The organism is Caproiciproducens sp. CPB-2 (assembly GCF_036287215.1).
Taxonomy (GTDB): Bacteria; Bacillota; Clostridia; order Oscillospirales; family Acutalibacteraceae; genus Caproiciproducens.
Window position 1 is genome coordinate 1,169,072 of the sequence record NZ_CP142860.1, and the last position, 26,062, is coordinate 1,195,133.

25 protein-coding genes, 1 tRNA gene and 1 riboswitch are annotated in these 26,062 nt (G+C 46.1%); of the genes, 10 read left to right on the forward strand and 16 right to left on the reverse strand.

Features of this window, described 5'->3' with window-relative positions; all coding sequences use genetic code 11:
• Positions 1-4 precede the first annotated feature (4 nt).
• The 8 genes from VXK30_RS05780 to VXK30_RS05815 all read right to left on the reverse strand — a co-directional run bounded on the left by VXK30_RS05780 (position 5) and on the right by VXK30_RS05815 (position 7,942).
• Positions 5-1,990: a TerB N-terminal domain-containing protein gene (locus VXK30_RS05780; RefSeq protein WP_275717854.1), complete on the reverse strand. Its 1,986-nt coding sequence runs from the start codon at positions 1,988-1,990 to the stop codon at positions 5-7.
• Positions 1,971-2,216, reverse strand: coding sequence for a helix-turn-helix domain-containing protein (locus VXK30_RS05785; RefSeq protein WP_275717853.1), 246 nt, complete (start codon positions 2,214-2,216; stop codon positions 1,971-1,973). The genes VXK30_RS05780 and VXK30_RS05785 overlap by 20 nt, the downstream gene beginning before the upstream one ends.
• Positions 2,217-2,406: 190 nt before the next feature.
• On the reverse strand, positions 2,407-2,856 hold the full coding sequence (locus tag VXK30_RS05790) for a sigma factor-like helix-turn-helix DNA-binding protein (RefSeq protein WP_275717852.1): 450 nt from the start codon (positions 2,854-2,856) through the stop codon (positions 2,407-2,409).
• Positions 2,857-3,360: 504 nt separating this feature from the next.
• Positions 3,361-3,450, reverse strand: a riboswitch (cyclic di-GMP riboswitch).
• 64 nt (positions 3,451-3,514) lie between these two features.
• Positions 3,515-4,369: an acyl-CoA dehydratase activase gene (locus tag VXK30_RS05795; RefSeq protein ID WP_275717851.1), complete on the reverse strand. Its 855-nt coding sequence runs from the start codon at positions 4,367-4,369 to the stop codon at positions 3,515-3,517.
• A 4-nt stretch (positions 4,370-4,373) separates the two neighbouring features.
• Entirely contained in the window at positions 4,374-5,690 is a 1,317-nt protein-coding gene (locus tag VXK30_RS05800; protein WP_329494311.1) for a 2-hydroxyacyl-CoA dehydratase subunit D, read from the reverse strand.
• Entirely contained in the window at positions 5,606-6,319 is a 714-nt protein-coding gene (locus VXK30_RS05805; protein ID WP_275717849.1) for a 4Fe-4S binding protein, read from the reverse strand. The genes VXK30_RS05800 and VXK30_RS05805 overlap by 85 nt, the downstream gene beginning before the upstream one ends.
• Positions 6,316-6,714 (reverse strand): hypothetical protein, encoded by a 399-nt coding sequence (locus VXK30_RS05810; RefSeq protein ID WP_275717848.1) that lies wholly within the window; start codon positions 6,712-6,714, stop codon positions 6,316-6,318. The genes VXK30_RS05805 and VXK30_RS05810 overlap by 4 nt, the downstream gene beginning before the upstream one ends.
• 49 nt (positions 6,715-6,763) lie before the next feature.
• The gene (locus tag VXK30_RS05815; protein ID WP_275717847.1) at positions 6,764-7,942 is read right to left on the reverse strand and encodes a 2-hydroxyacyl-CoA dehydratase family protein; all 1,179 of its coding nucleotides are present in this window, start codon (positions 7,940-7,942) and stop codon (positions 6,764-6,766) included.
• 102 nt (positions 7,943-8,044) lie between these two features.
• Here VXK30_RS05815 and VXK30_RS05820 point away from each other — a divergent pair, with 102 nt between their 5' ends.
• The 3 genes from VXK30_RS05820 to VXK30_RS05830 all read left to right on the forward strand — a co-directional run bounded on the left by VXK30_RS05820 (position 8,045) and on the right by VXK30_RS05830 (position 11,037).
• The gene (locus tag VXK30_RS05820) at positions 8,045-8,728 is read left to right on the forward strand and encodes a Crp/Fnr family transcriptional regulator (protein WP_275717846.1); all 684 of its coding nucleotides are present in this window, start codon (positions 8,045-8,047) and stop codon (positions 8,726-8,728) included.
• An 86-nt stretch (positions 8,729-8,814) separates the two neighbouring features.
• On the forward strand, positions 8,815-10,695 hold the full coding sequence (locus tag VXK30_RS05825) for a heavy metal translocating P-type ATPase (RefSeq protein WP_275717845.1): 1,881 nt from the start codon (positions 8,815-8,817) through the stop codon (positions 10,693-10,695).
• A gap of 126 nt (positions 10,696-10,821) precedes the next feature.
• Complete coding sequence (locus VXK30_RS05830) at positions 10,822-11,037, forward strand: heavy-metal-associated domain-containing protein (RefSeq protein ID WP_275717844.1); 216 nt, start codon at positions 10,822-10,824, stop codon at positions 11,035-11,037.
• On the opposite strand, the gene VXK30_RS05835 is transcribed toward VXK30_RS05830, so the two are convergent.
• The 6 genes from VXK30_RS05835 to VXK30_RS05860 form a co-directional block, all read right to left on the reverse strand.
• Positions 11,032-12,024: a hypothetical protein gene (locus tag VXK30_RS05835; protein WP_275717843.1), complete on the reverse strand. Its 993-nt coding sequence runs from the start codon at positions 12,022-12,024 to the stop codon at positions 11,032-11,034. The genes VXK30_RS05830 and VXK30_RS05835 overlap by 6 nt on opposite strands.
• Positions 12,025-12,195: 171 nt before the next feature.
• Positions 12,196-12,402: a hypothetical protein gene (locus VXK30_RS05840; protein WP_187034857.1), complete on the reverse strand. Its 207-nt coding sequence runs from the start codon at positions 12,400-12,402 to the stop codon at positions 12,196-12,198.
• A 232-nt stretch (positions 12,403-12,634) separates the two neighbouring features.
• Positions 12,635-12,710: transfer RNA gene (locus VXK30_RS05845), tRNA-Ala, on the reverse strand.
• A gap of 271 nt (positions 12,711-12,981) precedes the next feature.
• Positions 12,982-14,088 carry a recombinase family protein gene (locus tag VXK30_RS05850; protein ID WP_275717842.1) on the reverse strand — a complete coding sequence of 369 codons (1,107 nt, stop codon included), beginning with the start codon at positions 14,086-14,088 and terminating at the stop codon, positions 12,982-12,984.
• 65 nt (positions 14,089-14,153) lie between these two features.
• Positions 14,154-14,540: a recombinase family protein gene (locus VXK30_RS05855; RefSeq protein ID WP_275717841.1), complete on the reverse strand. Its 387-nt coding sequence runs from the start codon at positions 14,538-14,540 to the stop codon at positions 14,154-14,156.
• Positions 14,541-14,542: 2 nt separating this feature from the next.
• On the reverse strand, positions 14,543-14,716 hold the full coding sequence (locus VXK30_RS05860; protein WP_275717840.1) for a hypothetical protein: 174 nt from the start codon (positions 14,714-14,716) through the stop codon (positions 14,543-14,545).
• A gap of 180 nt (positions 14,717-14,896) precedes the next feature.
• On the opposite strand from VXK30_RS05860, the gene VXK30_RS05865 reads away from it, so the two are divergent.
• The 3 genes from VXK30_RS05865 to VXK30_RS05875 are packed head-to-tail and all read left to right on the forward strand — an operon-like array spanning position 14,897 to position 19,990.
• Entirely contained in the window at positions 14,897-16,213 is a 1,317-nt protein-coding gene (locus tag VXK30_RS05865; protein WP_275717839.1) for an ATP-binding protein, read from the forward strand.
• Between the two features lie 11 nt (positions 16,214-16,224).
• Positions 16,225-17,526: a DNA methyltransferase gene (locus VXK30_RS05870; RefSeq protein WP_275717838.1), complete on the forward strand. Its 1,302-nt coding sequence runs from the start codon at positions 16,225-16,227 to the stop codon at positions 17,524-17,526.
• Positions 17,519-19,990 (forward strand): ATP-binding protein, encoded by a 2,472-nt coding sequence (locus VXK30_RS05875; RefSeq protein ID WP_275717837.1) that lies wholly within the window; start codon positions 17,519-17,521, stop codon positions 19,988-19,990. Before VXK30_RS05870 ends, VXK30_RS05875 begins: the two co-directional genes overlap by 8 nt.
• On the opposite strand, the gene VXK30_RS05880 is transcribed toward VXK30_RS05875, so the two are convergent.
• Together VXK30_RS05880 and sigK are read right to left on the reverse strand one after the other, a co-directional pair.
• A complete protein-coding gene (locus VXK30_RS05880; protein ID WP_275717836.1) occupies positions 19,982-20,158 on the reverse strand; it encodes a hypothetical protein in 177 nt (58 codons plus the stop codon). The genes VXK30_RS05875 and VXK30_RS05880 overlap by 9 nt on opposite strands.
• 546 nt (positions 20,159-20,704) lie before the next feature.
• Complete coding sequence (gene sigK, locus VXK30_RS05885; RefSeq protein ID WP_275717835.1) at positions 20,705-21,352, reverse strand: RNA polymerase sporulation sigma factor SigK; 648 nt, start codon at positions 21,350-21,352, stop codon at positions 20,705-20,707.
• Positions 21,353-21,687: 335 nt separating this feature from the next.
• Between sigK and VXK30_RS05890 the strand changes: the two genes are divergently transcribed.
• The 4 genes from VXK30_RS05890 (at position 21,688) to VXK30_RS05905 (ending at position 26,036) form a co-directional block, all read left to right on the forward strand.
• Complete coding sequence (locus VXK30_RS05890; protein WP_275717834.1) at positions 21,688-22,173, forward strand: hypothetical protein; 486 nt, start codon at positions 21,688-21,690, stop codon at positions 22,171-22,173.
• A gap of 140 nt (positions 22,174-22,313) precedes the next feature.
• Positions 22,314-22,994: a helix-turn-helix domain-containing protein gene (locus VXK30_RS05895; RefSeq protein WP_329493119.1), complete on the forward strand. Its 681-nt coding sequence runs from the start codon at positions 22,314-22,316 to the stop codon at positions 22,992-22,994.
• Positions 22,991-23,893, forward strand: a complete 903-nt coding sequence (locus VXK30_RS05900) for an IS3 family transposase (RefSeq protein WP_329493117.1) — start codon at positions 22,991-22,993, stop codon at positions 23,891-23,893. Before VXK30_RS05895 ends, VXK30_RS05900 begins: the two co-directional genes overlap by 4 nt.
• 349 nt (positions 23,894-24,242) lie before the next feature.
• A complete protein-coding gene (locus VXK30_RS05905; RefSeq protein ID WP_275716877.1) occupies positions 24,243-26,036 on the forward strand; it encodes an aminopeptidase P family protein in 1,794 nt (597 codons plus the stop codon).
• The last annotated feature ends 26 nt before the right edge of the window (positions 26,037-26,062 follow it).

Genomic DNA, 26,062 nt, shown 5'->3' on the forward strand with positions numbered 1-26,062 from the left:
CCCCCTAAGCAATTGATTTTTTCAAAGCCGGCGCGTATTCGTCCAGAATATGCGGCGATTCCTCGGCGGTATCAATCAGAATATCCCCCAGATATTGCATGGCCGCCGCATTAATGTCGTCCAGAAGAATCTGCGGCATGGTCAGCGCTTCCTCTGCGATTTTTTCCAGTTCCGGCTGCGAGTCAACGGACGCGGTCACAGCGAATAGAGCCTTTTCCTGCTCCGGCGAGAGCGCTTCCATAAAGTCACGGAATTCTTCCGGCAGGAGAGATGCGTCGAAGCACTTTGTCCGGGCTTCCTCCGCCGGTATCGCGGGCGGATTTTCATAAATGTAGGCAAGCTCGTCCCGGTAATCGTCCTCTGCGATAATATCGGCATTTTCCACGACCAGAAGCGCGCGCCCCAGATATCGTTCCGACTGCCGGTTGATCTCCTGAATCAAAGCTTCGTCCCCCGGCTGGGAAGGAGCCTCCCATGCGCTTTTCTGCAAGAGGTCCAGAAGGCCTCGCGTCTCAGGCGACAGCGCCAGATAAATCGAGGTGACCTCTTTCACATCGGTCAGTAAAGCCTTTTCTGCTTTGGATTCTGGTTCTTCCACTGAGAGTGCTTCCCGCACGGCATCCGATTCTTCCCGCAGCGTGTTAATATTTTCAAAATTCAAGACGACCTTCGTGGGCTTTTCCTCTGATAAATCGGTTCTCTGTCGATTGCCATACTCTTTTGTCAGGAAACTGTCGATCAGTTTTGAGGTTTCCGGGTCCAGCGTAATCCCGCGAAGACGGCCCCGGCATCCGCATAGGTTTCTCAGCGAGTTTTCGCCGTAGCGAACCAGCTCGTTGATGTAAGCGCGCAACTTTGGATAAGCGGAATAGCCCTTAACCGTGAAGGCTATTTTTTGATTTGCCTGGGGGCATACCGCGCTTGCAAACGCATAGTATTCCTGCTTTTTTGCTCGGGTCGGACCATAGGTATCCAAGATGCCCTTTCCCGTCTTCTTTTGAAGAGCGGCGTCGGCAAGAGCCACAACCCGAGGGATAGCCTCCCGCATCAGTTCCTGATTGCCGTCTTTATAGAACTTGCTGCTGACGATGGAATAGTCGCACAGCGCGTCAATGAGAGAAAAAGAGAGCTTCAATGGAACCTCGGACGCATGCCGGGCAATCATCAGATCCGTTTTAGCCGAGGGCGATGCGTGAGGGTTCTCCTGCTCTGAAAGGGAAAAGTCTGTAAGTTCATACTGTCGGGCGAAGTCAAATATCCAATCTCCCAGATAACGGTCCAGCGCGGGAAATCTCTCCCGGTAGGCGTTCCATACCCGCTTGAGCTTTTCATAGCCGTCCCGCGGGGATTCCCATCCGGTTCCGCTGAGCAGCTCATAAATCAGTACGAAAATGTACGACAGATCCGTGTCAATGTAATTTCTCTGGCGGACCTGAGAACGCCAGTAGAAGTACCATGCCTGCTGGCTTTTGTTCATACTGTCGTAAGTCGGCCAATAAGACATAAACGGCACAAATGGGACTTCTTTTCCATCCTTCTGTGCAAACCTTTTCATATCCGCAAAGAACTTTTCATGCGGATCATGGATCGAAACCCGGACTGTAGAAGCGGAATACTGCGGCCTTGCGGGAACGGCTTGTTTTTTCTCCGGCTCCCCCTGGAGCACCATGTCGGAAAAGCCGGGGGCCGTCGGTGATGGGGAATGGATATTGGCCTTTTCTTGCGGACTGGCGGAAGACACCCCGGCCGAAGCCATCCGCTTTCTGATGCTCCTGTAAGCAAAAATATACTGAACGATCCCGACAATCCAAAGGAACGGCGCTGTGGATGGGACCGCGAAGGTTACAACCGCATAAACAATCCCGCAGATAATATGCAGTGCGTTAGTATTCACGATTCCGATATAAAGTACGGAAAGCCAATTGATCCATGGAATAAAGGAGAGCACCCTGCAGAACTTTCCGGGCAGCTTAGGAGTTGTGCTTTTCATTCTCGGATTCCTCCTTTTCTGTGGATACTGGCTTGACCTCCATGATATCGGACACATCGCAATTTAACGCGTTGCAGATTTTTACGAGAATATCCGTATTGACATTTTCGCTTTTCCCCAGCTTGGCAAGCGAGGATGGGCTGATGCCGGCCGAAACACACAGATCTTTCTTTTTAATATCACGATCGATGAGCAGTTTCCATAATTTTTTATAGCTAACAGACATAGACATCCCCCTAAATTTGGATATTCACATTATACAACGTAACTGTCGAATTCTCAAATATATTTGGGAGAAATCAAAGAAAAATCCGAGATGATGTCACAGTCAGTATTCATATGAGCCTATGGAATTGTGGAGATGTCCCCCTCACTCATTTCTATGTTGAGCAAGGGGGACAAGCAGAAAATTTTTTTTACTTTTCCATAAGTTTTTTTAACTTCGCCAGAATTTTTATCTTCCGGTCATGAATGGTTCGTTGGGCGATGCCGATTTCTCTGGACACCTGATGCTCACTTTTGCCTTTGAAAAACAGAGCAGTGATCAATTTCTGTTCCTCCGTGCTGAGCTGCTTGAGGCAGGTCAGCATTTTTTCGATCATCACGGTCTTGATTGCGGCATCGTCCACGCCCTCGCCAGCGGCGATAAACTGCTTGTTTTCCTCCAGAAGCCGTTCATAGGAGTCCTCCCTGCTGGGGAGATATGTAACGGCGCCGCTCACAGAATCGATCCGGCATCGCTCGACTTTGATGTCATACTGCAAATATTCCATCTGTCGGTCGCTTTTCTCCAAGACCTCAATGATTTCTTTGCTCACACCGGGATATTTCGCATGGTAATCCGTTCTTTTCTGATACTTTGCCATAAGGCTTGTCCTCCATTTCGTGATTGTTGAAATCCGGAAATGAAGAACAAGCGGCGGAGCCCGGCAGCGCGGTATAGCTGCAAACAACAAAACAGGAGCGTACTTGTGAGCATGGTTGCCCACAGGTTCGCCCCTGTAAATTATTTCATATTCTACCTGCTCTGGTGGTTCGTATTGCTGCCCGCGTTGCTCCCTTGAAAAGCACAGGCTTTTTTTGACAAGCTACCGGTTAGAAAAGCGATGTGCAGCAGATTGTAGTCCGCTACATCACGCTCGGCCGCTGTTACCGAGCGGCCGCCTGAAGTTCAGAGCATATCGAATGCGCATAGAAAAGCCCTCCAAACCTGCAAGTCTGGAGGGTACGTGTTTATTCAGGCATAAGAATAGACCCGCCAAACTCACGTTTTTTTTGTTGGCGGGTAGCGCCATGTTCTTAATTTTTCCGTTCCAATGTACATTGCAAAGAATGCCCTGATCCTGTCAAAAGGACAGACTCAGGACATTCTTTGCAACCAGGCTGTCATAGCGTTATTTAAACGCTTTAGATCCTTGGCTTTGCGTCCCAGTCTTTCGACAAGTTTGCCCTTATCATTATTTTGTTACTGAATATCACCGGCTTGCCCCGGTACATTCTAGTACATGGAGCGCTGCCTTTACATCACCTACCAGTAAACTTCTGGATAGTGCCCTTATGATTTTCAGTTTCCTCATAACTTTTAAATTCCTTTTCAGCGTTCTGCATGCCAATTAAAGCAGCCCCGATTGCACCGTTGAACTGTGGATAATTTGCCTTGTAAATATCGCACATCAGTTCATCTTCCAGAGCTGATCGAAGAGCGTCATTGTTAGCGCCGCCTCCGGTCATCAACACATCACCGTCCGATTTATATTTGCGTGCCAGTTTGGCAATACGGTTTGCCATGGAGATGTGCATACCGGCAAGGATGTCATTCCGGCTCTTCTTTTGAGCAAGGAGAGAGATCACTTCCGTCTGGGCAAAAACGGCGCAGGTGCTGTTGATTTGGCAGGGGTCAGTACTCTCTTTCGCAAGTGAAGCAATCTGATCGATTGTGGTTTCCAAAAGATCAGCCACAACCTCCAGAAATTTTCCTGTTCCAGCGGCGCATTTATCGTTCATTGTAAAATTCACGATATGTCCATCGAGACCAAGGCTGATGATCTTGCTGTCCTGGCCTCCGATATCAATAATCAGACGCGGGTGCACATTTTCGGGGGCCGTCAGCTGTACACCGCAGGCATGAGCGGTGATTTCTGAAATCGTAGCGTCCGCAAGGCCGATACTGCGCCTGCTGTATCCGGTTGCGGTGATTACGGCGATATTATCGCGTGTGATACCTTCATCCATATAGATTTTTTCAAGCAGCTTCGCCGCGGTTTCTTCGCAGTCGATGCCCGTCGGAAGGAGTTCCGCACCTAAAACACGGTTATCCTTTATTAATGCCGCTTTCAGGTAAGTTGAACCGGCATCCAGTCCCACATAATAGTTTCCCATGTATTTATCTCCTTTGCTCTATCAATTCAACAAACGCTTCCAGACGGATTTTCACCTGTTCGGCATCTTCGGCGGAAAAATCAGTTTCAACACGCAGAACCGGAATATTCAATTTTTCCGCCAGCTGTTCCACCATTGACAGCTCGAAATCGTAAGGCGTACAGCCGCGCAGGATATGATAGATAACGCCCTCCGCCTTCGTCTGACGCAACTTTTCTGTGAGACTGCTGAGACGGTCATCCGTCTGCTCGAATACCGGGCACGTACATGCGCAGACATATCGTGCCGTAAGCGCACGCAAGATACCATCCGTACTGTAATCGTCAGGAACAACCGGGTCATATAAAAGCCGCCCCGCCATACACGTCTCGTCTCCGACGATCTGCGCCCCCAGACTTTCCATCAAAAACGGCAGTTTATAGTTTGGAAATGTAATGGGAGAGCCCGCAATAAAGATACGCGGTTTTTTCCTCTTAAGCGGTTGCATTACAGCCGCTTTGTGAGAGAGTCCGGCATTCAGCATTTTCGCATGCTGCGTCCAGCTTTCCGGTGTATCATAGCAATAGCTGTTAAGCACAGCCATAACCTGTGAACCCATGACAGACGGATTGTCAGATGAGAGCAGAGCGTATAGTTTGTATGCTTCTTGCTGTGCCGCATTAATGCTTTTGCATGATTCGATCAGTTTTCGGTTGGAAAACCTGCGGCCCGTTTCTTTGGAAATACTTTTCATGAGCGCGTGCATGTTTTGCAAATTCTGCGCAAAACGATCCTCCGACTTATCCATCTCAAGCGGCAAAGGGATAACCGGAAGGTACTGCGACAAAAGCGCCGCGCTCTTTCGTTTGCCATCGCAGGTCATCGGCAGCACCGCAAACTTGCACTGCTGATAGATTGGCATGACGCGCATTGCGTGAAAACCGGCGGTTGCTTTCAAAACCGGGCAGGCGTCACGCGGGACAATCTCGTCTCCGATCATTGCCGCAACGCTGTGCCCAGCGCATAAGCGAAGCGGCCTGTAACCAAACGCGTATATCATTTCATCCGGCACCATCACGCAGTAGCTGCCAATGTACTCGTTGTCATCCTTCTCAAAATCGACAAATGTTTTTCTGAGGACATCAGTGAAATATCCAAGCCCCTCAGGAATATCCCGCGAGGATGTCAACTGTTTCAGGGAGCCTGCGGACACGCGCGAAATATTTCTCTTATAACGTTCCAATGTACGATCTTCCATTATTTCACCTGCTTTATATTCCGTTTGGATGACAATACCGTTTTCCCGAACAAGGTAAAGGAAAGCACATCCTGTTCCGGGCATGCCTCAATGCACTTCATACAGTAAATACAGTCTGAGTGAGTGATATCGGATTTGCTGCGTTCCTCATAAATGGAACGGATATCCATGGGGCAGCATTCAAGACAAGCACGGCAGTGTGTACACGCAGTGCTGTCTTTTTTTATTTTTCCGAAACTGATTTTATTGACAAAGCCTCGGAGTGTCCCTAACGGGCAGTATTTACAGAACGCCCGTTCTTTCAAAAAGCAAATTCCCGTCACGACGCCTACGATGATGATTTTATAAATACTCATATCCGCGCTGCTGAAGGAAAGGTCGGGCCGTATGTACATAACCGGGCGCATTCCAAAAAACAAAACACTAGCCAGAAAATACACAAGTATGATCCATTTCAGCGGACGCAAATAGGACTTTGCTTTTAATGACACATGGAATGTTGGGATATGCAGCCTTTTCCGAAGCATTGACAGCAGTTCCTGATAAAAGCCCAGCGGGCAGACATAGCCGCACCAGAGACGCCCAAAAACCAGAGCGCTGAAGATGCTGAGCAACAAAATAATAATCCGGTATCCGCTTCCCAGAAAAACGAGTGCGACAACGGCAATCAGTAGACACATGATACGGAAAGCCGTAATTTTACGCTGTTTCAATGTGTCTCCCCCTCACTCTGCAGTACCGGAAGCGGTTCAATGCGGTTTTTCTTTTTTTTGTAATAGATTATCATGCCTCCCGATGTCAATACAGCAATACCAAAAATAGAGGCAACATTTTCGATGCGCTTAAGTGTTTTTGCCTGCATAGCGGTTTCGGTTTGATTACCGCCGTTTGGCTGGGCCGCACTCCCGGCGTTTTGTGTTATATTGCTTGCGTGCGCTGAGGTTCCGACTGCCGGGCTCCGCGCAAGATTTGTTTTGACAGCGAAAAATACGATTGTGACAAGAGCGGCTGCTATCACGACGGTCATAATTCCGCGGTGCGCTTTTGCCGCTTTTTTCTTTTCCACAGTCTTTTGATGCAGTTCTTGTAAAAGAAAGCTGAATGACATAAGTTCCTCCTTGATCGTTTTGAGTTTTTAAGCTGATGAATATTCATTTTTATACTACCGCGGACAGTCTTCCGGTCTGCATCAGCAGTTCAGAAAACGCTTCCAGGCGAATTCTGATCTGTTCGGTATCGGCATTCGTATAATCCGTTTCAATGCAGACAAACGGAATCCCCGCTCTGATCGCGGCTTTTTCGATCCGCTCCGCTTCATAAGCATACATGAGCTGTCCCTTGAGAAGATGGTAGATTACGCCTCCAGTGTTTTGCAGGAAAGAGGTATCAGAACACAGCACGCGGGCAATATCGTTTCGTGCCGATCTGTAATGAATTTCATGTAGCTCCCTGAACATTGAATTCAGTGAGGAAGGATCACGCTTCATAAGCTCCGTATAATCCTCCGGATCGGGGATTCCGCAGAGATTCTCATAATCGCGGATACCAACATTATGTAGTACGGACGGAATTTTGGCATTAGGGAAAAAGATCGGCGATCCGATCAGAAGCAGACGAGACCGGTTTTCGGACATCGGTTTCAAATTTTCTTTGGCCAATCCATTCACGTGGTCAGTCCATTCATGAATGTCAGGAGCAAGATAATAGGTCTGATTGATAAAATCCTTTGCGATTTGCGGAATGTCCATAGCCTTCAGGCAACGGAGGGCATGATGCGCGCTGGTGATCTGCTTCGCGGCAGTTCGTATGCTCTTGGCGGTGACCGGCCGATGTGTGAGCTTTTGCAGCTCCATAACAAAATCCATTTGTGACGACTGAAACCGCAGGGTGGCTTTTGAATTCAGAAACGGCTCCTCCTCCACCACGATCACCGGATGCCCCAAATCCTTTAAATAAGGCAGGACTTTGCGCGTGTCGGCGTTGCTCACCGGCACGACCATGGCGATGATATCCCTCATGCGGGCAAGCTGCCCGGAAAAGAGAATGCTGCTTGCAGATTTCAATACAGGGTCCGAAATCTGCGGAAACACCTGTTCCGCATATTGATCCGTAAAGTAATTACCGCCAAGCAGAAATTGCGGGTTCGCACCGGCAGCTCGGATATATAATTCGGGAATACCGGTCCCCAATACCGCTATGGACGGCATTTCTGCCTTTTGTTCACCAAACCAGAATCCCTTCCAGATATCAAAAAAATAATCAAGCGGGATATCTGGTGCTTTTTCGCGCACGGCATCCATCGATTTCAGAATCTGATTCTCATATTTTTTATCCAAAACATTTAAGGCCCCTTTCATCTTTGATACTTATGTATTATAATCAAAAACAAAAGTGAAAGGAGTAACCACGGTTACTCCTTTGAAGAAAGGTGTGCTATTTTGGATAATTTATTTTCGATACTTGAAACGGTTGATCTGTTTAACTGCTTCTCTACTGATGAGTTGGATAAATTGTTTCAAAACAATCTTTACCATATCAGAACTTATTCCAAAGATTCCGTGGTACATCTTCAGAACGAAAAATGTGAAAACCTCGACATCATTTTAAATGGGGCTGTTTCGGTACAAAAAATTGATTCGAATGGGGATCTGCTCACGATTTGCAGTTTTTCTGCCGGCGAGGTTATGGGAGAAAACCTTTTGTTTTCACACAGGAATTTTTATCCCATGACAATCACCGCCAAATGTGACGCGGAAATTCTCCAGATCAAGAAAGAATTGATTTTAAAGCTATGCCAGGATAACAGTAAGTTTCTGAAGGGTTTTCTCCAGTCCGTATCCGACAAAACGCTTATTTTAACAGGCAAAATTAAAGTATTAACGTTAAAGACAATTCGACAATGCATTATTGAGTTTTTGCTTTACGAATACCACGCTCAAAAATCCGCAACAATTAAATTGAATATGACCAAAAAAGAACTGGCTGAAAAAATAGGGGTTCAAAGGCCATCTCTGTCAAGAGAACTGAATAAAATGAGGAAAGACGGCCTAATCACCTATGATCCCACACAGATTACAATCATTGATGTTGATTCGCTGAGCCAACTGCATATCGACTCATGACACAAAGAAGATAAGTTTTTTGACACACGTCAATTACTTCCCTGACAGGATCTGCTACGATTCAGACAGTTAGGAGGTAGATACACATGAGTAAATGGAATCGAAAACTGAATCAATTCCTTAAAAAGTATACGACACCTTTTACATTTGCAGCAGGCATACTGACAGTCTTAGGGTATCTGGCAGAACGACTGACAAATATGAGAACAGCCACAATCATTTGTTATCTCGTTGCCACAGTGCTAGCAGGATTGCCAATCTTCTTCCGGGCAATCACAGGACTGAGGATGAAAGCCATTGGCATTGAAGTTTTAGTGAGCATTGCAGTATTTGGCGCACTGTTTATCGGAGAGTACAGCGAAGCAGCTATCGTGACATTTCTTTTCCAATTCGGAACATACCTGGAACAGCGTACGTTGCAGAAGACCCGCAGTGCCATCCGGATGCTTACAGAGATGGCACCCGCCACTGCATGGAGATTGGAGAGCCAGACAGCTGAACCAGAGGAGATTGATGCAGATGAGGTGAAAGAGGATACCCTGCTGCTGGTCAAGACTGGTGGAAAGGTAGCCGTTGATGGTATCATCGAATTCGGAGAAGGGTATCTGAATGAGGCAAGCATCAACGGCGAATCCGTTCCAATTCATAAGGTGGTTGGAGATCAGGTCTATGCCGGAACCATCCTTGACAGTGGAATCTTACAGATGCGTGCAACCCGTGTGGGGGAGGATACCACCTTTTCCAAGATTATTGCACTGGTGGAGGAGGCACAGGATGCGAAATCCCCGGTGGAACGATTTATTGACAGGTTTGCCAAATGGTATACACCCGCAGTCGTTGTAATTGCAGCACTTGTTCTGCTCATTACCCGTAACCTGGATACAGCGATCACCGTTCTTGTCCTTGCATGTCCGGGAGCCCTGGTCATTGGGGCACCGGTAGCCAACGTGGCTGGTATCGGCCGCGGTGCGAGAGACAGTGTGTTGTTAAAAGGCGGTGACAGCGTGACAACCTTCGCCAAGGTGGATACCTTCCTGTTTGATAAGACAGGAACACTTACTACAGGTCATCCTGATGTGACAAATGTTTACAGCTACACAGAAGATATTCCAGGTGCTATGAAGTTGGCGGCAGCCTTAGAAAGTACAAGCGATCATCCGCTGGCAAAGGCAATTGTGAATTATGTAAAGAAGCAGGATGTTACAGTGGAAAAAGCGGTTGCCAGTGAGACATTGAAAGGATTTGGAGTTCGTGCTGACATAGATGGAAATGTCATAATAGCAGGCAGCAAACGGATGATGACGGAACAGGGAATCACCCTGACAAAGGAACAGCAGCGAGATTTACAAGAGGCACAAAGGAATGGCGCATCCACAGTTCTGATTTCTGAGAATGAAAAGATTTTATTATTGTTTGCTATTTCTGACAAGATTAAGGATGGCGCAGCAGAAACGATTGCAAATCTAAAGCGTCTGGGCATCAAAAAGACAGTGATGCTCACGGGAGATAATCGTAAGACAGCAGAAGCAGTTGCAGCAGAGATTGGAATAGATGAAGTGCAGGCAGAACTTCTGCCGGAGAACAAGCTTTCTGTAATACAGAAGATGCAAAGAGAAGGCAGAATCGTTGCATTCGTAGGGGACGGCGTTAATGACAGCCCGGCACTTGCTGCAGCTGACACAGGAATTGCCATGGGAGGCGGAACAGATGTGGCTGTGGAAACCTCGGATGTGGTTCTGATGCGCTCCAACCTTGAGAGCATCCCGGTGGCGATAAAGCTGGCAAAAAGAACAGTCAGTGTCCTGCAACAGAATATCGTGATTGCCGTCGGTACGGTGCTGTTGCTTTTAGCGGGACTTTTTGCCGGATATATCCGCATGGCAAGCGGCATGTTTATACATGAAGCAAGTATCCTGGTGGTCATCCTGAATGCTATGCGGCTTCTTCATAGAACAAAGAAATCATGAAGGGTTATGAGTCCATGGAAAAAGCGCAGTTTAAATCATGGATTGTAAAAAGTTGATCTGCATCAAGTATTTGATAAGCAACCCATGTTAAAATCATGATATCAATGAAAAAGGAGCGAATTTAATATGAAAAAATGTACCATGCAGTTGGGCGAACTGGTCTGTCCTATGTGTGCACAGAAAATCGAGGCCGTACTGAAGAATGCTCCGGGAGTGGATTCCGTGTCCATCTTGTTCAACTCCAGTAAAGCCAAGGTGCAGTACGATGAACAGACAACGGAACCTGAAAAGCTCGCCGAGGTTGTCAGAAGTATCGGCTATGAAGTATTGAAACTTTCATAAGAATAAAAGATAAGAGAGAGTTAGCTCGCTGTCGGAATACCGCAGCCGCATGTCTTCGGGAACAGAGATCCCGGTTCGAATGACAGATCGTTCTATCTGCCAGGCTTGGACAAGATCATCGGGCTGAACCATCTGAAGGACGGCGCCAAGCTTTTGCCGGTAGCCCTGATCCAATTCTACAAAGACGGCGCATAGATCATTGACGTCATGGAGGTTCTCGCCGCCCAGCAACGCAGTTAATTCCTTCGGTAGCTCGCTGTCGGAATACCGCAGCCGCATGTCTTCGGGAACAGAGATCCCGGTTCGAATGACAGATCGTTCTATCTGCCAGTCGTTTATAGGAAAGTGCAGCCAGGTGATCGGCGTGGCATCTTCAGAAAATCTGCGATCCGTCATCGCCACAGTCAGCACGGTATTGCCGCTGTACAGGTAGTCGGGATAGTACTGTCCATCGTAGAGTTGTTCCAGCTGCATGCCGTTGTCATAGACGACGCCGTAAGGCGTGACCTTACCGTCCTCGTTGAGCAGAAGGGACAGGGCCAGCTTTCGGGCGTCGACTGACTGCAGTTCTTCTGCCGTTGCGCCGCCATGGATGTCCAGATAATGCGCGCGGCCAATGGAGGCGAGGTCGGAAAAATTCTGCACCACCGTTGCGCTCTGACAACAAAAGGTCAGATTGATGAGATCGGTCATGTCAAAATAGCCGCGGCTGACAGCCACACCCTGAAACTGTGCGAGCTCGCGCCGGTCAAAGCTGTCCAGCCGTTTGACGAGATAGTCCAGCTCGTCGACGTTCACGGCAGTCTTTTCAAGACGCTTGAGGATCGGAACGTCACCGCCGACCGAAGCAGCATAACAGTCACGCTCCGTAGCGCTGCCGATACCAATGGACTCCAAATCCGCGTATACATTTTCCGTGATGGGGAAGCCGACTGTCACGGCAGGTGAGCCGGGCCGGTTTGAATTTGATAGGGTTGCATAGACCATGGAGCATTCCGCCTTTCTTTTCTGAATTTTATATCGGGGTATAAAAAAGAGCCATGCTCTCCAAATCGGAAAACATGGCTCTGTCCAAATTTATTTATGCTTGCGCTCACTTTATAAAAAAGCAAAGGCATCAGGAATTCCCCTCATGCCTTCGTTTTTATCGATCAAAGATCACTGATTTTCATTTTGAGAGAGAAGCTGCTTTACAAGTTCTTCGGGAGTTGTGCCGGCTTCTTTTACGGCATCCAGAAGTCGACGGATATCTTCCTGTTCTTTTGCCTCCAGCAGTTCTTTCTTTTTCGTCTGGAGTTCCTGAATCTTGGATTCAACATCCGCAATCTGTTCTTCAATGGGCTTTTTACGTGATCCGCGCGGCATTTTAATCACCCTTCTCTATAAAGTATAGGTTCAGTATAATTACTTTTTTCTGCCAAATCAAGTGCTTCCGCTTCTATACGTGAAGGGGGTAAGGATGATATGCAAAAAAGAGGCGCGGTCGTGTGCAGTAATGTGCAACGGCGTCTCTTTTTATGCTTTGCTCTTTATCAAGTGCCCGGTCTGATAGGTAAAACGAAAGCCACAAGGTTTTGGCCTTGTGGCTTATTGTTTTTGGTGGAGATAAGCGGGATCGAACCGCTGACCTCTTGAATGCCATTCAAGCGCTCTCCCAGCTGAGCTATACCCCCATGTGTTCGGAAACCCTTGATTTCACTGGATTTCCCGGCTATTCAGTTTTTTGCTTTTTCTCATTTTTGAGGGGTCGCATACCTGAGCGCTTGCGCTCCCAGCTGAGCTATACCCCCATGTTCAATTTTAACCCCAAAAATGGGGAGCGGCGGTTTTGTCATTGCGTAAGCGATGATAAAAGCGGCGCAAATTTTTTTAGTCTCTGAGGTGTTGCACAGCGGATACGTTGCGCTCCCGGACAAGCAATACCCCCTTATGAGACGAACTTGCTCAAATGAAGGCTATTAGGCTGTTGACTTCCATGCAAATCGAATAGCCGCGGAAAACATCAATACGCCGAATCAGATAGTTGACGATCATCTTCTTAACCTCTGGACTGCTTTTTTCATATAAATCCCCCCATTTGACCTTTTTAAAATGTTTCAAATCTGTATTAGCCCGATCTCTGGAGAGCTTTCGCTCTGATTTCAGAAGGTTCAGCTGCATTTCGGCACGCTGAACTTTTTCCTGAGCATCCCGGACCATATCGGATAAAAGTTCCACAGGGAATTTCCCTGCTCCTTTCAGCGTCTTTAAAATCTCCGGCTTTAAGAGTTCGTATTCCTCTTCGGCTTCTCTGAGCCTCTGCGATGCAAGCCGTATTTTTTCATTCAGCTGACGTTCGGACCTCAGATGAATATCGCTTAACAGACGCTTTTCATCCACAAATCCGAGTTGATCCAACAGTTCTCTGACAACCGAATCTACCAGTTCATCCAAAATATGCGAGGTATATCCGGTCTGTCCCTCACATTCGCAATTTTTTCGGGATTTGTTATGGCAGATATATCGGATTCTTTTGACTCCCTTTTTTTCTCCGCTGGCCAAATATACTGTTTTCCCATTCGTCGTCAACACCAGACGGCCGCCGCAATGTCCACAGAATACGTTTCCTGACAACAGTGCTCGACCCTTTGTATTCATGGGCACCGAGTGCTGTTCGCATTGACGGTCAAGAAGAATTTGTTGAGCATGATTAAAGATATTGCGATCAACAATAGCCAACTCTCCAAAAGGTGCCGATATCGTTTCTCCACTGTGCAACATTCCAATATAAGTCTGATTATGAAGAATATGCGCTATGGCCGCTTCCTTCCAGGTTTCACCCTTTCGATTTCGGAAGCCAAGCCGATTGAGTTCAATAGCGGTTCGAAGACGGCCAAATCCATGAGAAACGCAAAGTTCAAATATTTTACGGACTACGGCAGCTTCATTCTCGTCAATGATCAGCTTGGATATTTCCCGTTTTCGTTTGTTCAATTTTCCGGTAGGCTCAAGGCGGTAGCCATACGGCACCGTTCCACCCCGGTATCCGCCGCTAAGGACCAGCTGACGCATTCCTTCCTTCGTACGAACAGAGGTTTTTTGGCTTTCACCGTCTGCCTGCCAAAAGCGGATGTAGTTCAGCAGAGTGTCGACATGGCTGTCAAACCGCTGCTCTCCTTCCCGTACACTCCAGACCCGAATTCCGTTTCGGGCAACCATTCTACGACAAATGGTGTTTCATCGGCTTTTCTCCCGATACGGTCAAACATGAAAACCAGAAGCACATCAAATTCACCCTGAGCAGCACACTTCTTGATTAACTGCAGTTTATCGCGTTGGTCGGCGCTGACTTTGAAACCGGAGACTCCGGTCTCCTGCTCTTCATGGATAATGGACCACCCCATTCTATCCGCGAACGAATGGCAGGCATTTCGCTGCATGGGAAGATCCGGTTCGTTCGCATCGTTGAAATCTACTTGTTTTACTGTGGATACACGATACAGGCAGTAAACTCGTGTCTGCATATTTACACCTTCTCTCTTTCTTGGAGTACGCTGTCAACATACGAATTTGTAAGGATCGATTTGATCAGTTCACCCAGATTGTCGGATGTCGGATTCATCTGCTTTACAGCTACATTCTTCTGCTTGCCCTGAATGACATATCCATCTTTGGTCATCTCTTCCCAGGTTTTCATCATCGCCACCTCCTTTTAGCGGAATTGAGAGCGTGAATGGCTCTTTTAAATATATAGTATTGTAGCAAGAACGGTCCCCCCCATCTTATCGCTTGTATAAATGCAAATATTTTTCAAAAAGTCGTTTGATTTTTTGTAATCATGTGCTATACTAAGTTATGGAATGATATGAGGTGATACTGTATGTACCGTACTGCCATGGAAAACCTTCTGATCTGGAAGCGCAAGAAAAATAAAAAGCCCCTCATTATCCGAGGGGCGCGCCAAGTCGGCAAGACTTGGCTGATGAAGGAATTCGGAAAGACCGCCTACAAAGAGATGGTCTATATCAACTTTGACAATAACAGCCGGATGCAGACGCTTTTTGACGGTGACCTCAACGTTGAGCGGATCATTACCGGGCTTGAGCTCTATGCCGCTCATAAGATTGACGCTGAAAATACCCTGCTTATCTTTGATGAAATCCAGGAGGTACCTAAGGCACTGACCTCCCTGAAATATTTTAATGAAAACGCCCCGCAGTATCAGATCGTTTGTGCCGGCTCCATGCTTGGCGTGGCGCTGCATCAAGGAACATCGTTTCCCGTAGGAAAGGTGGAATTTCTCGATCTTTACCCCTTGTCCTTTTTCGAGTTCATGCAGGCTATGGGCAAAGAACAGTATGTGAAGCTCCTGCAAAATAGTGATTTTGAAATGGCTACGACATTTAAACAGGAGTATGTGGATCTGCTGAAGCATTACTATTATGTCGGCGGTATGCCGGAGGTCGTACTGAACTTTTCGGAGAACAAAGATTTTAATGAGGCCCGTGAAATTCAGCAACGCATTCTATCCGCCTATGAACAGGATTTTTCAAAACATGCTCCCAATGAAGTGGTTCCGCGTATCCGGATGCTGTGGAACAGCATTCCTGCCCAACTTGCCAAAGAAAATAAAAAGTTCATTTACGGTCTGATCAAAGAGGGTGCCAGAGCCAAGGAGTATGAACTTGCCATGCTCTGGCTGACCGATTGCGGGCTTGTCCACAAGGTGCAGCGGGTCATGACACCAAATTTGCCGTTGAAAGCTTATGAGGACTTGAAAGCCTTTAAGCTGTTTCTAGTAGATATAGGTCTTCTATCCTGTATGACGGGGTTACGCCAGCAAACGCTCTTAGACGGGAGCGATTTGTTCAAAGAATTCAAGGGCGCGTTGACAGAGCAGTATGTTCTTCAGCAGCTTAAGACATTGAAAGATGTCCAGACTTATTATTGGACCGCTGAGCGCGGTATGGCCGAAGTGGATTTCATCATTGACAACGGCAGCGACATCATTCCCATTGAAGTCAAGGCCGAGGCCAATCTTCAGGCCAAAAGCCTGAAGGTCTACCGAGAAAAGTTCCAACCCAAACTGTCAATTCGCACGTCCATGGCGGATTACAAGAAAGAAGACTGGCTGTTGAATTTGCCGCTGTGGGCGATCGAATCAGCTTTAATTGATTATAAAACTTGTCAGCAATAGGAGAATTAGTAATGGCCACAATTATCAAAACAATTGCAGAAGCCATATCTTATGATATTGATAAAATAGATTTTGATGAAAAATGGAATCTCAGTGATATTCCAGAACATAAGATTCATTCTATTCATGCATACCCAGCAAAATTTCCCGCATTTATAGCAGAAAAAGCGATTAATTATGCCAGGGATGAGGGAATAAATGTTACAAGAATATGTGATATTTTTTGCGGTTGTGGGACTGTAGCACTTGAAGCAAAACGATATGGTATTGATTTTTGGGGATGTGATATTAATCCTGTTGCAACATTGATTGCAAAAGTAAAAAGCGATGAATATATAATTGGAACACTTGAAAAATATTATCAGGCTATTATTAATCAATATGAGTCTATTAATATTAATTCAGAAATATATGAAACAGCCAATGAGCGGTTACAGTACTGGTTTGATCAAGAACATTACATTGATTTAAAAAAATTGCTTATGGCAATAAACTCTATGCCTAATAATAAATATAGGCGAGCTTTTTTATGCCTTTTTTCTTCTATTTTAAAGAGTACATCTCGGTGGCTTACAAAATCTATTAAACCTCAATTAGACCCAAATAAAAAGTCAATTGATACACGATGTGCGTTTGACATTCAATATAATAAATTCATAAAAATATTAAGGTCCGATAGTATACATTCAAATTCTTCTGTTCAAATTGTTACTGGCAGCTTTTTAACCAAAAAAAATATTCCTCCTGTCAATTTGATTATTACTAGCCCTCCCTATGTGACGTCTTACGAATATGCTGATCTTCACCAATTATCCTCCTTATGGTTGGGATATACAAAGGATTATAAAACATTACGGAAGGGAACAATTGGGAGCGTTTATAACTGCGAAAACTACTATTTTGAAATAATGGATCTTAATGAAACGGGTAAAAGTGTCATTGAAGCACTAAGAAATAATCATTCAATAGACAATAGTAAGATAAAATCTGTTGCCAGATATTTTATCGACATGCAACATACAGCGCAAAAATGCTATGATATATTATGTGAGGAAGGAATGGCATTCTTTGTTGTTGGAGATACAGAATACAAAGATATAAAAATTTGCAATTCAAGGCATCTTGTTGAATCATTAATAAGAAGTGGATTTCAGTCAGTTCGAGTTTCTAAAAGGAAAATATCTAAAAAGATATTAACGCCATATAGAGATGAAAAAGGTAAGTTTACCACCGATAAAAACAAACGCGAAGTATACCATGAGGAATTCGTAATAATTGGCATAAAACGGAAGGTAGGGATGGCAGATGATTAGCTTAGATAAGTATAAAGATGCTAAAAAAATTGATGATATTGAAGTAAGCATTAGTTATAAAATTATTGAGCTGTTTTCTGCAGGTTTGTATTCAAGCCCAAATAAAGCTTTTGAAGAATTAATATGTAACTCATATGATGCTTTGGCTAATACAGTTTCAGTTTATGTGTCCCCTGATCTAGCAGCCGATGGGGCATTCGTTTGGGTATGCGATAATGGGTTGGGCCTTAACTCGAAAGAGCTTAAAAACTTATGGAAAATAGGAGAATCCTCAAAGCGGTTAGTTCCTGATGAAGAAGAAACGCGATTGCAAATTGGGCAATTCGGTATTGGAAAACTTTCAACATATATTTTAGCTAGAAACCTTACCTATATTTCAAAAAAGGATAATCGTTATCTTCTCACTACGATGGATTATAACCGAATTCAGGGTGATACCCAAAGAATTTTTCTTGATGAAATTGAGATATCTGAAATGGATGCCAAAAGCTTAGTAGAGCAGTACACTATAGTAAGCGGTAAGGATATGGTATCCTTTAAAATGTTTGGCTGCGAGGCAAGCGATTCTTGGACGCTTTCAATTCTGACGGATTTAAAAGCAAAGGCAACTGAGATACAGGAAGGCCGTCTTAAGTGGATACTTCGAAGCGCTCTACCACTCAGCCCTGGATTCAATCTTTATTATAATCGTGAAAAAATTGAATCGTCTAAAATCAAAATACCTATTCTGAAAACATGGATTATAGGCAAAGATGATATAACTGCAGAATCATTAGAGTATGCGACTTGTGTCCACGATGAAGATACAGATACATATTCTGTTGATTTTGAGTTCTTAAAGGGAGTAAACGGAGCCTTTATTCTGTATGAAGATTCACTCTTGGGTGGAAAATCGTCGGGTTATGGGAGAAGCCACGGTATTTTTCTAAGCATAAGAGGTCGGCTTATAAATCTTGATGATCCCCTTCTGGGTATGGAAGCATTCTCACATGGTGCATTCAATCGCTGTAGAATTATAATAAATGCGGATGGACTTGATAGCAACCTTACATCTACACGGGAATCTGTTAAAGATTCTCGTCCATTCAACGAATTGAAAAATTATATAAAGAAGAAATTTAATAATGAGGTTCGAAAATACTATTTTGAGGTAGAAGAGCAGCAGGAAAAAAAGAAAAGTGTTGGCTACCGGCTTTCACAAACTGCATACACAACTTCTAAAAAGCCAATATACAAATTTATAGAAAAGTATTACGCAAATGAAATCTCTAATCCATTTCTAATTGAAAAGCCTCAGGATACATCGGCTGAAGAATTGCTCCCACAATATGATGACGAGGATCAAGAGGCAAAACAGGTAATCGAAACTATTGAGTGGGGAATACTAGGAGCGCAGTCTCCAATTGCCAAATTGAATTTGAAGACTAAAACCCTAACTATTAATTCATTACATCCTTATATTGCCAATTATAGTGACGCTTACAGAAATACATTGCCACTTGAAAGTTTAGTTATAACTGAAGTTTTAACAGAGGCTTTCCTTTATGAAATTGGGATCGATGAGACTGACATACATGCAATAATGAAAAAGCGCGATGACACTTTTAGGCAATTAGCATTATCTGATAGGGAGGGAGTTCCTGCTGTTGCTCAGCTATTGCATGATGCTGTGGCAAACCCCATGGGATTGGAAGATGCTGTATATAGAGCGTTTTTGGCATTAGGATTTGAAGCGCGAAGAATAGGTGGTAATGGTAAGCCTGATGGGTATGCGGAAGCGATTCTTGGTTATAACCCTGATGGGACAACAAAAAACTATTCGTTAACTTTTGATGCAAAGAGCACAGCCGGTGAACGTATTGCTGCCGGAACTGCTAAATTATCTGGTTTAAAAAGGCATCAAGCTGACTATCATGCTACATATGCCGTAGAAGTTGCAATTGGTTATGCAGGAGAAGATGATCCAGAAAGTGCAATTGCAAAAGAATCGCAGCAACAAGCTGTTACTGTTATGAAAGTTCAAGATCTTGCAAGGCTTTTACTTTTTGCTGCTCCAAAACAACTTGGCTTGGCAAAATTACAAAATCTTTTTGAAACATGTTATACACCATCACAAGTAACGGCTTGGATTGATGAATTAATCCAAGAAAAATCGGACCAGGGTCCGTATTTTGATATTATAGAAGTGGTCTATAATCTTCAGAAAACCGATCCAGAACCTCCTACGATTGAAGTCGTACGCATGAAAGTTAACGAAAAATTAAAAACGAGCTTTTCTACGGCGAAGATTAGAACGTATATTGAAGCTCTTAAAAACATTATTCCCGGACAGTTTCACCTCGATGACCGCTATGTTTCAGTAGACTGCTCCCCTGAAATCATAAAACGACATATTACAAATGCGATTAATTCTGAGGTGCCTGCTGCAATGAGAGATATATACAATGCCATGTTTTCAAAGTGATTGACTCATCGAAGAAGAAATATTTAATAGTTCAAATGCAATAGTGATTTGCTTTGCCGCTTGTATTGATTGAAGCATATCACTTGATATGACTTGCTGGTTTTTTATTTTCTCTTCAATAGCCTCTAAATCTGCAATGATTTGAGCCATGGATGGAATCTGAAGCATATATTTTCCTCCTGATCAATATATACTTATTTTTATTCAATATTTCTGCAATTATTCAGAGAATTGTTTCTCTTGGATTTTTGCATTTGACTGTCTGATTTTGTCATGAAAGCGGACTTCGACTGGGCATCGGTAATTTCGCGAAAGAAAAGAAAGAAGAATTTTTAAGATGGGATTTCTGGCTATCTAAGAAGAATTTTAGCATCCAGAGCGTGCACATCGGTACTTATGAAGACAAACCTACGATCATCTGAGCTATAGGTGATTTTGCATCTCTAAATTGTTACGCAATTGATCTTCCAGAAAACCGCTATCACCATGATGAATTTATATCTCAGTTAAAAGTGGGTTTTGTGCTAATCTAAAGCAAGATATTAGCACAAACCAAAATATCGAGGGCCTTGTTGCGAAATTGTATCTCATTTCAAAGGACTTATACTAATAGTAAACCGTTCCAGAATGGAACGGTTTACTCAGTATCTGGCTTATTCCCTTCAACAGCTGGGATGAATGGCCGCTTTTATTTTTGTGGCCTTATCGCTTACATTAAGCGCGCCCGGATACATACGAGCGGGAGATGCCCAGCTTCTGCGCCACTTCCCGCTGTGTCAGCGGACTGCGGCCGGTCAGACCGTACCGAAGCTCAATAATGGTCTGCTCCCGGGGGGACAGGACCTCGCGGATATACCGTTTAAGCTGCTCCGATTTGATTTTACAGTCAAGGTTGTCAATAATGTTGTCCTCCGTAGCCATCACGTCCATCAGCGTCAGTGCGTTTCCATCCTTGTCGGTGTCGATCGGCTCGTTGATGGAGATATCCTGCGCGGTTTTTTTGGAAGAGCGGAAGAACATCAGCACTTCATTTTCAATGCACCGGGCTGCGTAGCTGGAAAGGCGGATTCCCTTGCTGCTGTCAAACGTATTTACCGCTTTAATCAAACCGATGGTTCCAATGGAAATCAGGTCGTCCTGATCGTTTGAGTTGGCGTAGTATTTTTTGATGATATGGGCGACCAGGCGGAGGTTGTGTTCGATCAGTTCATTTTTGGCCTTCATGTCCCCGTTTTTCAGCCGCTCCAGACAGTCCCTCTCTTCCTGTGCCGTAAGCGGTCTGGGAAAGGACCCCGAGCCTGTGACGTGAAGAATAAAAAACAGCAGTCCGGAGAGCGCAAATCCAAGTACGGCACCAAGCATATAACCACTCCTTTATATTGTCGTTTGCCATTATATGCCGTCGGGCGCCTGTCCGTTGCAAGTCCGGCAGGTTTTACGATCCCTTTATTTCCGTAAACAGTGTTGAAAAGGGCCGAACGATCGTGTAAAATGGGGACGATATCGGTGAGTATCCTGACTATATAGGATAGGGCTTTATAAAAAAACGCTGAAAACTCTTTGATTATTTTATATGGTTATGTTAAAATAACCTTGGCTGATCCTCTGCATTGGATGCCGGCAGGCGGCTTCGTACTCCGGTTTACAGGAAGACGACTGGAGCGGAACAGAACATATTTGAAACACAGGTGATCAAGATGCAAAACGGGCAAAGGGGACAGGCTCCTGCCAACTCCCGAAGCATTATCTATCTGAATCCCATAAAAAATGAAACGCTGAGAGGGCATGTTTACAGTGAGCACTACAACAGGATCATGCCTTTTCGCAATGAATGCGAGCTTCTGCGCGGAATGGACGATCTGTTTGATAGCATTTCCTTTCCTCAGGCTTCTTTTCAGGAACGGGAATTTGAAGTAAAAAAGGCAAAGCCAAAAATAAAAAGGGTGGATGACGCTGTGGAAGAGACAATGAATAAAATCATAAATGAAACACCGACGACCTTTGTCGTAAACGTGCAGTACCGCAAGAATGCCACCTGGCAGGGTACGATTACCTGGGTTGAGCAGAATCAGACGCTTCATTTCCGCAGCGCCCTGGAAATGCTCAAGCTGATGGAGCAGGCTGCCATGAAGGGAGCCGCGCCGGTCGTCAACTGGGACGGAAAGAAATCCGAATCAAAATAAAAGGAAAAGAAACCCGGAACAGTCAATGAACTGTACCCGTGCTTTTTCATATTGAAAATGCCGCCCGAGTCAGTGATATGCTACCCCCAGATAGGACAGTGAAATAAAAAAGCACTGTTCTTCAGTCTGGGGGTAAAATTATGCCGAATAGGAAGAAGACAACAGCCGAAGAAAAGATCCGTATTGTAGAATTGTATTTGTCAGGCAAAATTGGATACAGCGAAGCAGGAAAACAGGCGGGAGTAGATTGCAAGACGATTGCGCGTTGGGTCAGTCGGTACAAGACGGAAGGGCCTGCGGGGTTTCTGACCCACGGACACGACCGGGCATACGGCAAGGAAACGAAACTATCGGCAGTTTTGGATTATCTTGCTGGGAAAGGTTCTCTTCAGGAAATCTGCGAAAAGTACGGAATCCGTGATACCCGGCAGCTCAGGGATTGGCTGAGGGTATATAATTGTCATGAAGACTTCAGGATACATACGGGAGGGAGTCGCATGACGAAGGGCCGGGATACAACCGCGAAAGAACGGATGGAGATCGTAAAAGCGTGTATCGTCAACGGGAATGATTACGGCGGTACAGCGCTTAAGTATCGAGTTTCTTACCAGCAGGTTTACACCTGGACGAGGAAATACCGAAATATGGGCAGGGCGGGGCTGGAGGACCGGCGGGGACACCGGGCCGGGACGCTTCCGAGCCGGACGCCGGAAGAAGAACTCAGAGACAAGGTTGCTCAGCTTGAACGGAAAAACTATGATCTGGAAATGGAGAACGCTCTGTTAAAAAAAGTGAAGGAATTGGAGAGGAGGCGACGTTGAGCTTCATCAGGCATCCGGCGGCTTACGGCGCGGTAAGCACGCTGTCTGCGGAACGGGTATTCCCTGTTTGGAAACTCTGCGGCTTTCTGCACATCACGCGCTCGGCGTATTACAGATGGCTGAAGCACCCGAAAAGCAGCCGCGAGTTGGAAAACGAACTCATCGCAGGCGAGGTCGAGAAAATCCATAGCCTGCATACGGATATGGGATACCGCAGAATACGGGATGAGTTGGACAGGCATCATGGCATTCATGTCAACGACAAGCGAGTACTCCGCATCGACCGTGCACTTCATATTCAGTCCAGCGTCAAATACCGTCGGCACGGGTGCACAAAAAGTGCGGCATCGCCGGAATACATTGCCAAAAACTATTTGAACCGCAAATTTTATGCGGACGCTCCGAACCGAAAATGGTTGACCGATGTAACGGAATTCAAGTATTTCATCGGCCCGGAAATCCGCAAGGTTTATCTGAGCGCTATTCTGGACTTGTACGACCGGCGCATCGTTGCCTATGCCGTAGGCGATCATAATGACAACAGGTTGGTATTCAATACGCTGGATGCTGCCGTGGCCGCTAATCCGGACGCACACCCGCTATTTCACAGTGACCGGGGGTACCAGTATACCAGCCGTTCTTTTCACTCGAAATTGCATGCCGCCAAGATGAAGCAAAGCATGTCCAGAGTGGCGCACTGTATTGACAATGGGCCGATGGAAGGCTTTTGGGGTATCCTCAAACGGGAAATGTACTATGGACGCAAATTCACCGACCGGAAACAGATCACGCAAGCCATTTCAGAGTATATTTACTTTTACAACTACCGGCGACTGCAGCGCCGATTGTCTGTTATGACACCCATGGAGTTCCATGCACAGTACGCAAAAGCTGCGTAAAAATTGCTGCCCGCCGGTTCCGGCGGACAGCAGTCCTAAAAATCTTTTTATTTTTTCATTGTCCTCTTGACGGGGTGCACACCATCAGCACCCGGACGGCATTTGTTGCCCGGGGGAAACTCCCGGCCCAGTGAAGTGGCCCAAGGGGGATCGGCTTGACAATCCCTATGATTGAGCCTATACTTTTTAATATTCGCACTACAGCAATTCTATTTCAGTTTACGAGACAAAACACGTTTCTCCCCCGCCGAAGGCGGGGGAGAAACGTAAACTTGTTGCAGAATCGACTGGAAATCTGTAATACAGATTCAGGGAAGATGCCATTTTAAGATAGAAGGGGAAATGAATCATGAACAGCGTAAATGAAAGGCTTGCCGCGCTGCGCCGCCAGATGAAGCAGAACGGCGTGCAGGCCTGTATTGTGCCTTCCGCCGACCCTCATATGAGCGAGTACCTGCCCGCTTACTGGGCGGCAAGAAGCTATTTTTCCGGCTTTACCGGTTCCGCGGGAACGCTGGTGGTTACGGAAACGCAAAGCGGGCTCTGGACGGACGGGCGGTATTTTATCCAGGCCGCGCATCAGCTGGAGGGCAGCGAAATCACCCTGTACCGCATGGCGGTCAAAGGGGTGCCGACCTATACCGAATTTTTAGCGGAGGAGCTGAACGAGGGTGAAACGGTCGGATTTGACGGCAAAATGCTTTCCGCTGCCGCCGTCGAGGAAATGCGTGAGAAATTCGCCGAAAAAAAGCTGAAAATCAAGGCGGTCGACCTCATTCAGGATATCTGGACGGACAGGCCGCAAATGCCCGCAAGCAAGGTGTTTGTTCACGACGTAAAGTACGCGGGCTATACCTGCGAAGAAAAGCTGGAACAGGTCCGCGCGGAGCTGAAAAAGCAGCATGCCGACGGGGAAATCTTTACCAAGCTGGACTGCGTCGCCTGGCTGATGAATATCCGCGCGGACGACATCGAATACAATCCGCTCGCGGTTTCCTACGCGATTGTTTATACCGATTCCGCTTACCTGTTTATCAATACCGGCCGCGTCCTGCCGGAAACACTTGCCTACCTGGAGGAAAACGGCGTTACGGTCAGGGAATACGAGGAAATCGACCGCGCGCTGGAAAAAATCAGCTCTGACAAGACGATTCTGGTCGACCCGGTCACCGTCAATTACGACCTGTATCAGCTGCTGAAGCAGAACCGGCATGTGACCGTCAAAGAGGGCGGCGATACCGTCATTGCCCTCAAGGGGGTCAAAAATGAAACGGAGATTAAAAATATCATAGAGGCGCATATCAAGGACGGCCGCGCGCTCGTGGAGTTCTGCGTCCAATTCGAGGATAGGATGAAGAACGGGGAGACTGTCACCGAATGCACCGTTTGCGATATGCTGCGGGAGTGCAGGGCAAAGCAGCCGAACAACAAGGGCGAAAGCTTCGGCACCATTGCGGCCTATGGCGCGAACGCCGCGATGATGCATTACAGCCCGAAGCCGGAAACCTGCAGCACCCTGAAAAATCGGGATTTCCTGCTGATCGATTCCGGCGGACAGTATCTGGAAGGGACCACCGATATCACCCGTACCTTCGCTTTGGGACCGCTCAGCCGGGAGGAAAAGGAGCATTACACCTATGTGCTGAAAGCCCATATCGCGCTGGCGACGGCCGTATTCCTGGAAGGCTGCACCGGCGGCAATATCGACATCCTCAGCCGCGAGCAGGTCTGGAAGCACGGAATCGACTACCGCTGCGGCACGGGCCACGGCGTGGGCATGTTCAGCGGGGTGCACGAGGGTCCGCAGAACATGAGGATCAGCAATAATGTTGCCTTTAAAAAGGGCATGACCATCACCAACGAACCGGGTATCTACGAAGAGGGAAAGCACGGGATCCGCACCGAAAATATCATGCTTGTCACTGATTTTGTCAATAACGAGTACGGACAGTTCTTAAAATTTGAACCCATTACTTATTTCCCGATCGATACCGCGGGAATCCTGACGGAGCTGATGACGGACGACGAGCTGGAGTGGCTGAACAACTACCATCATATGGTCTACGAGAAGCTTTCCCCGGGCCTTTCCGGAAAAGAGCTCCAGTGGCTGAAGGACCACACCCAGCCAGTCAAAAGGGTATAGAGCAAAGAAGCTGTTGAAAACAACGT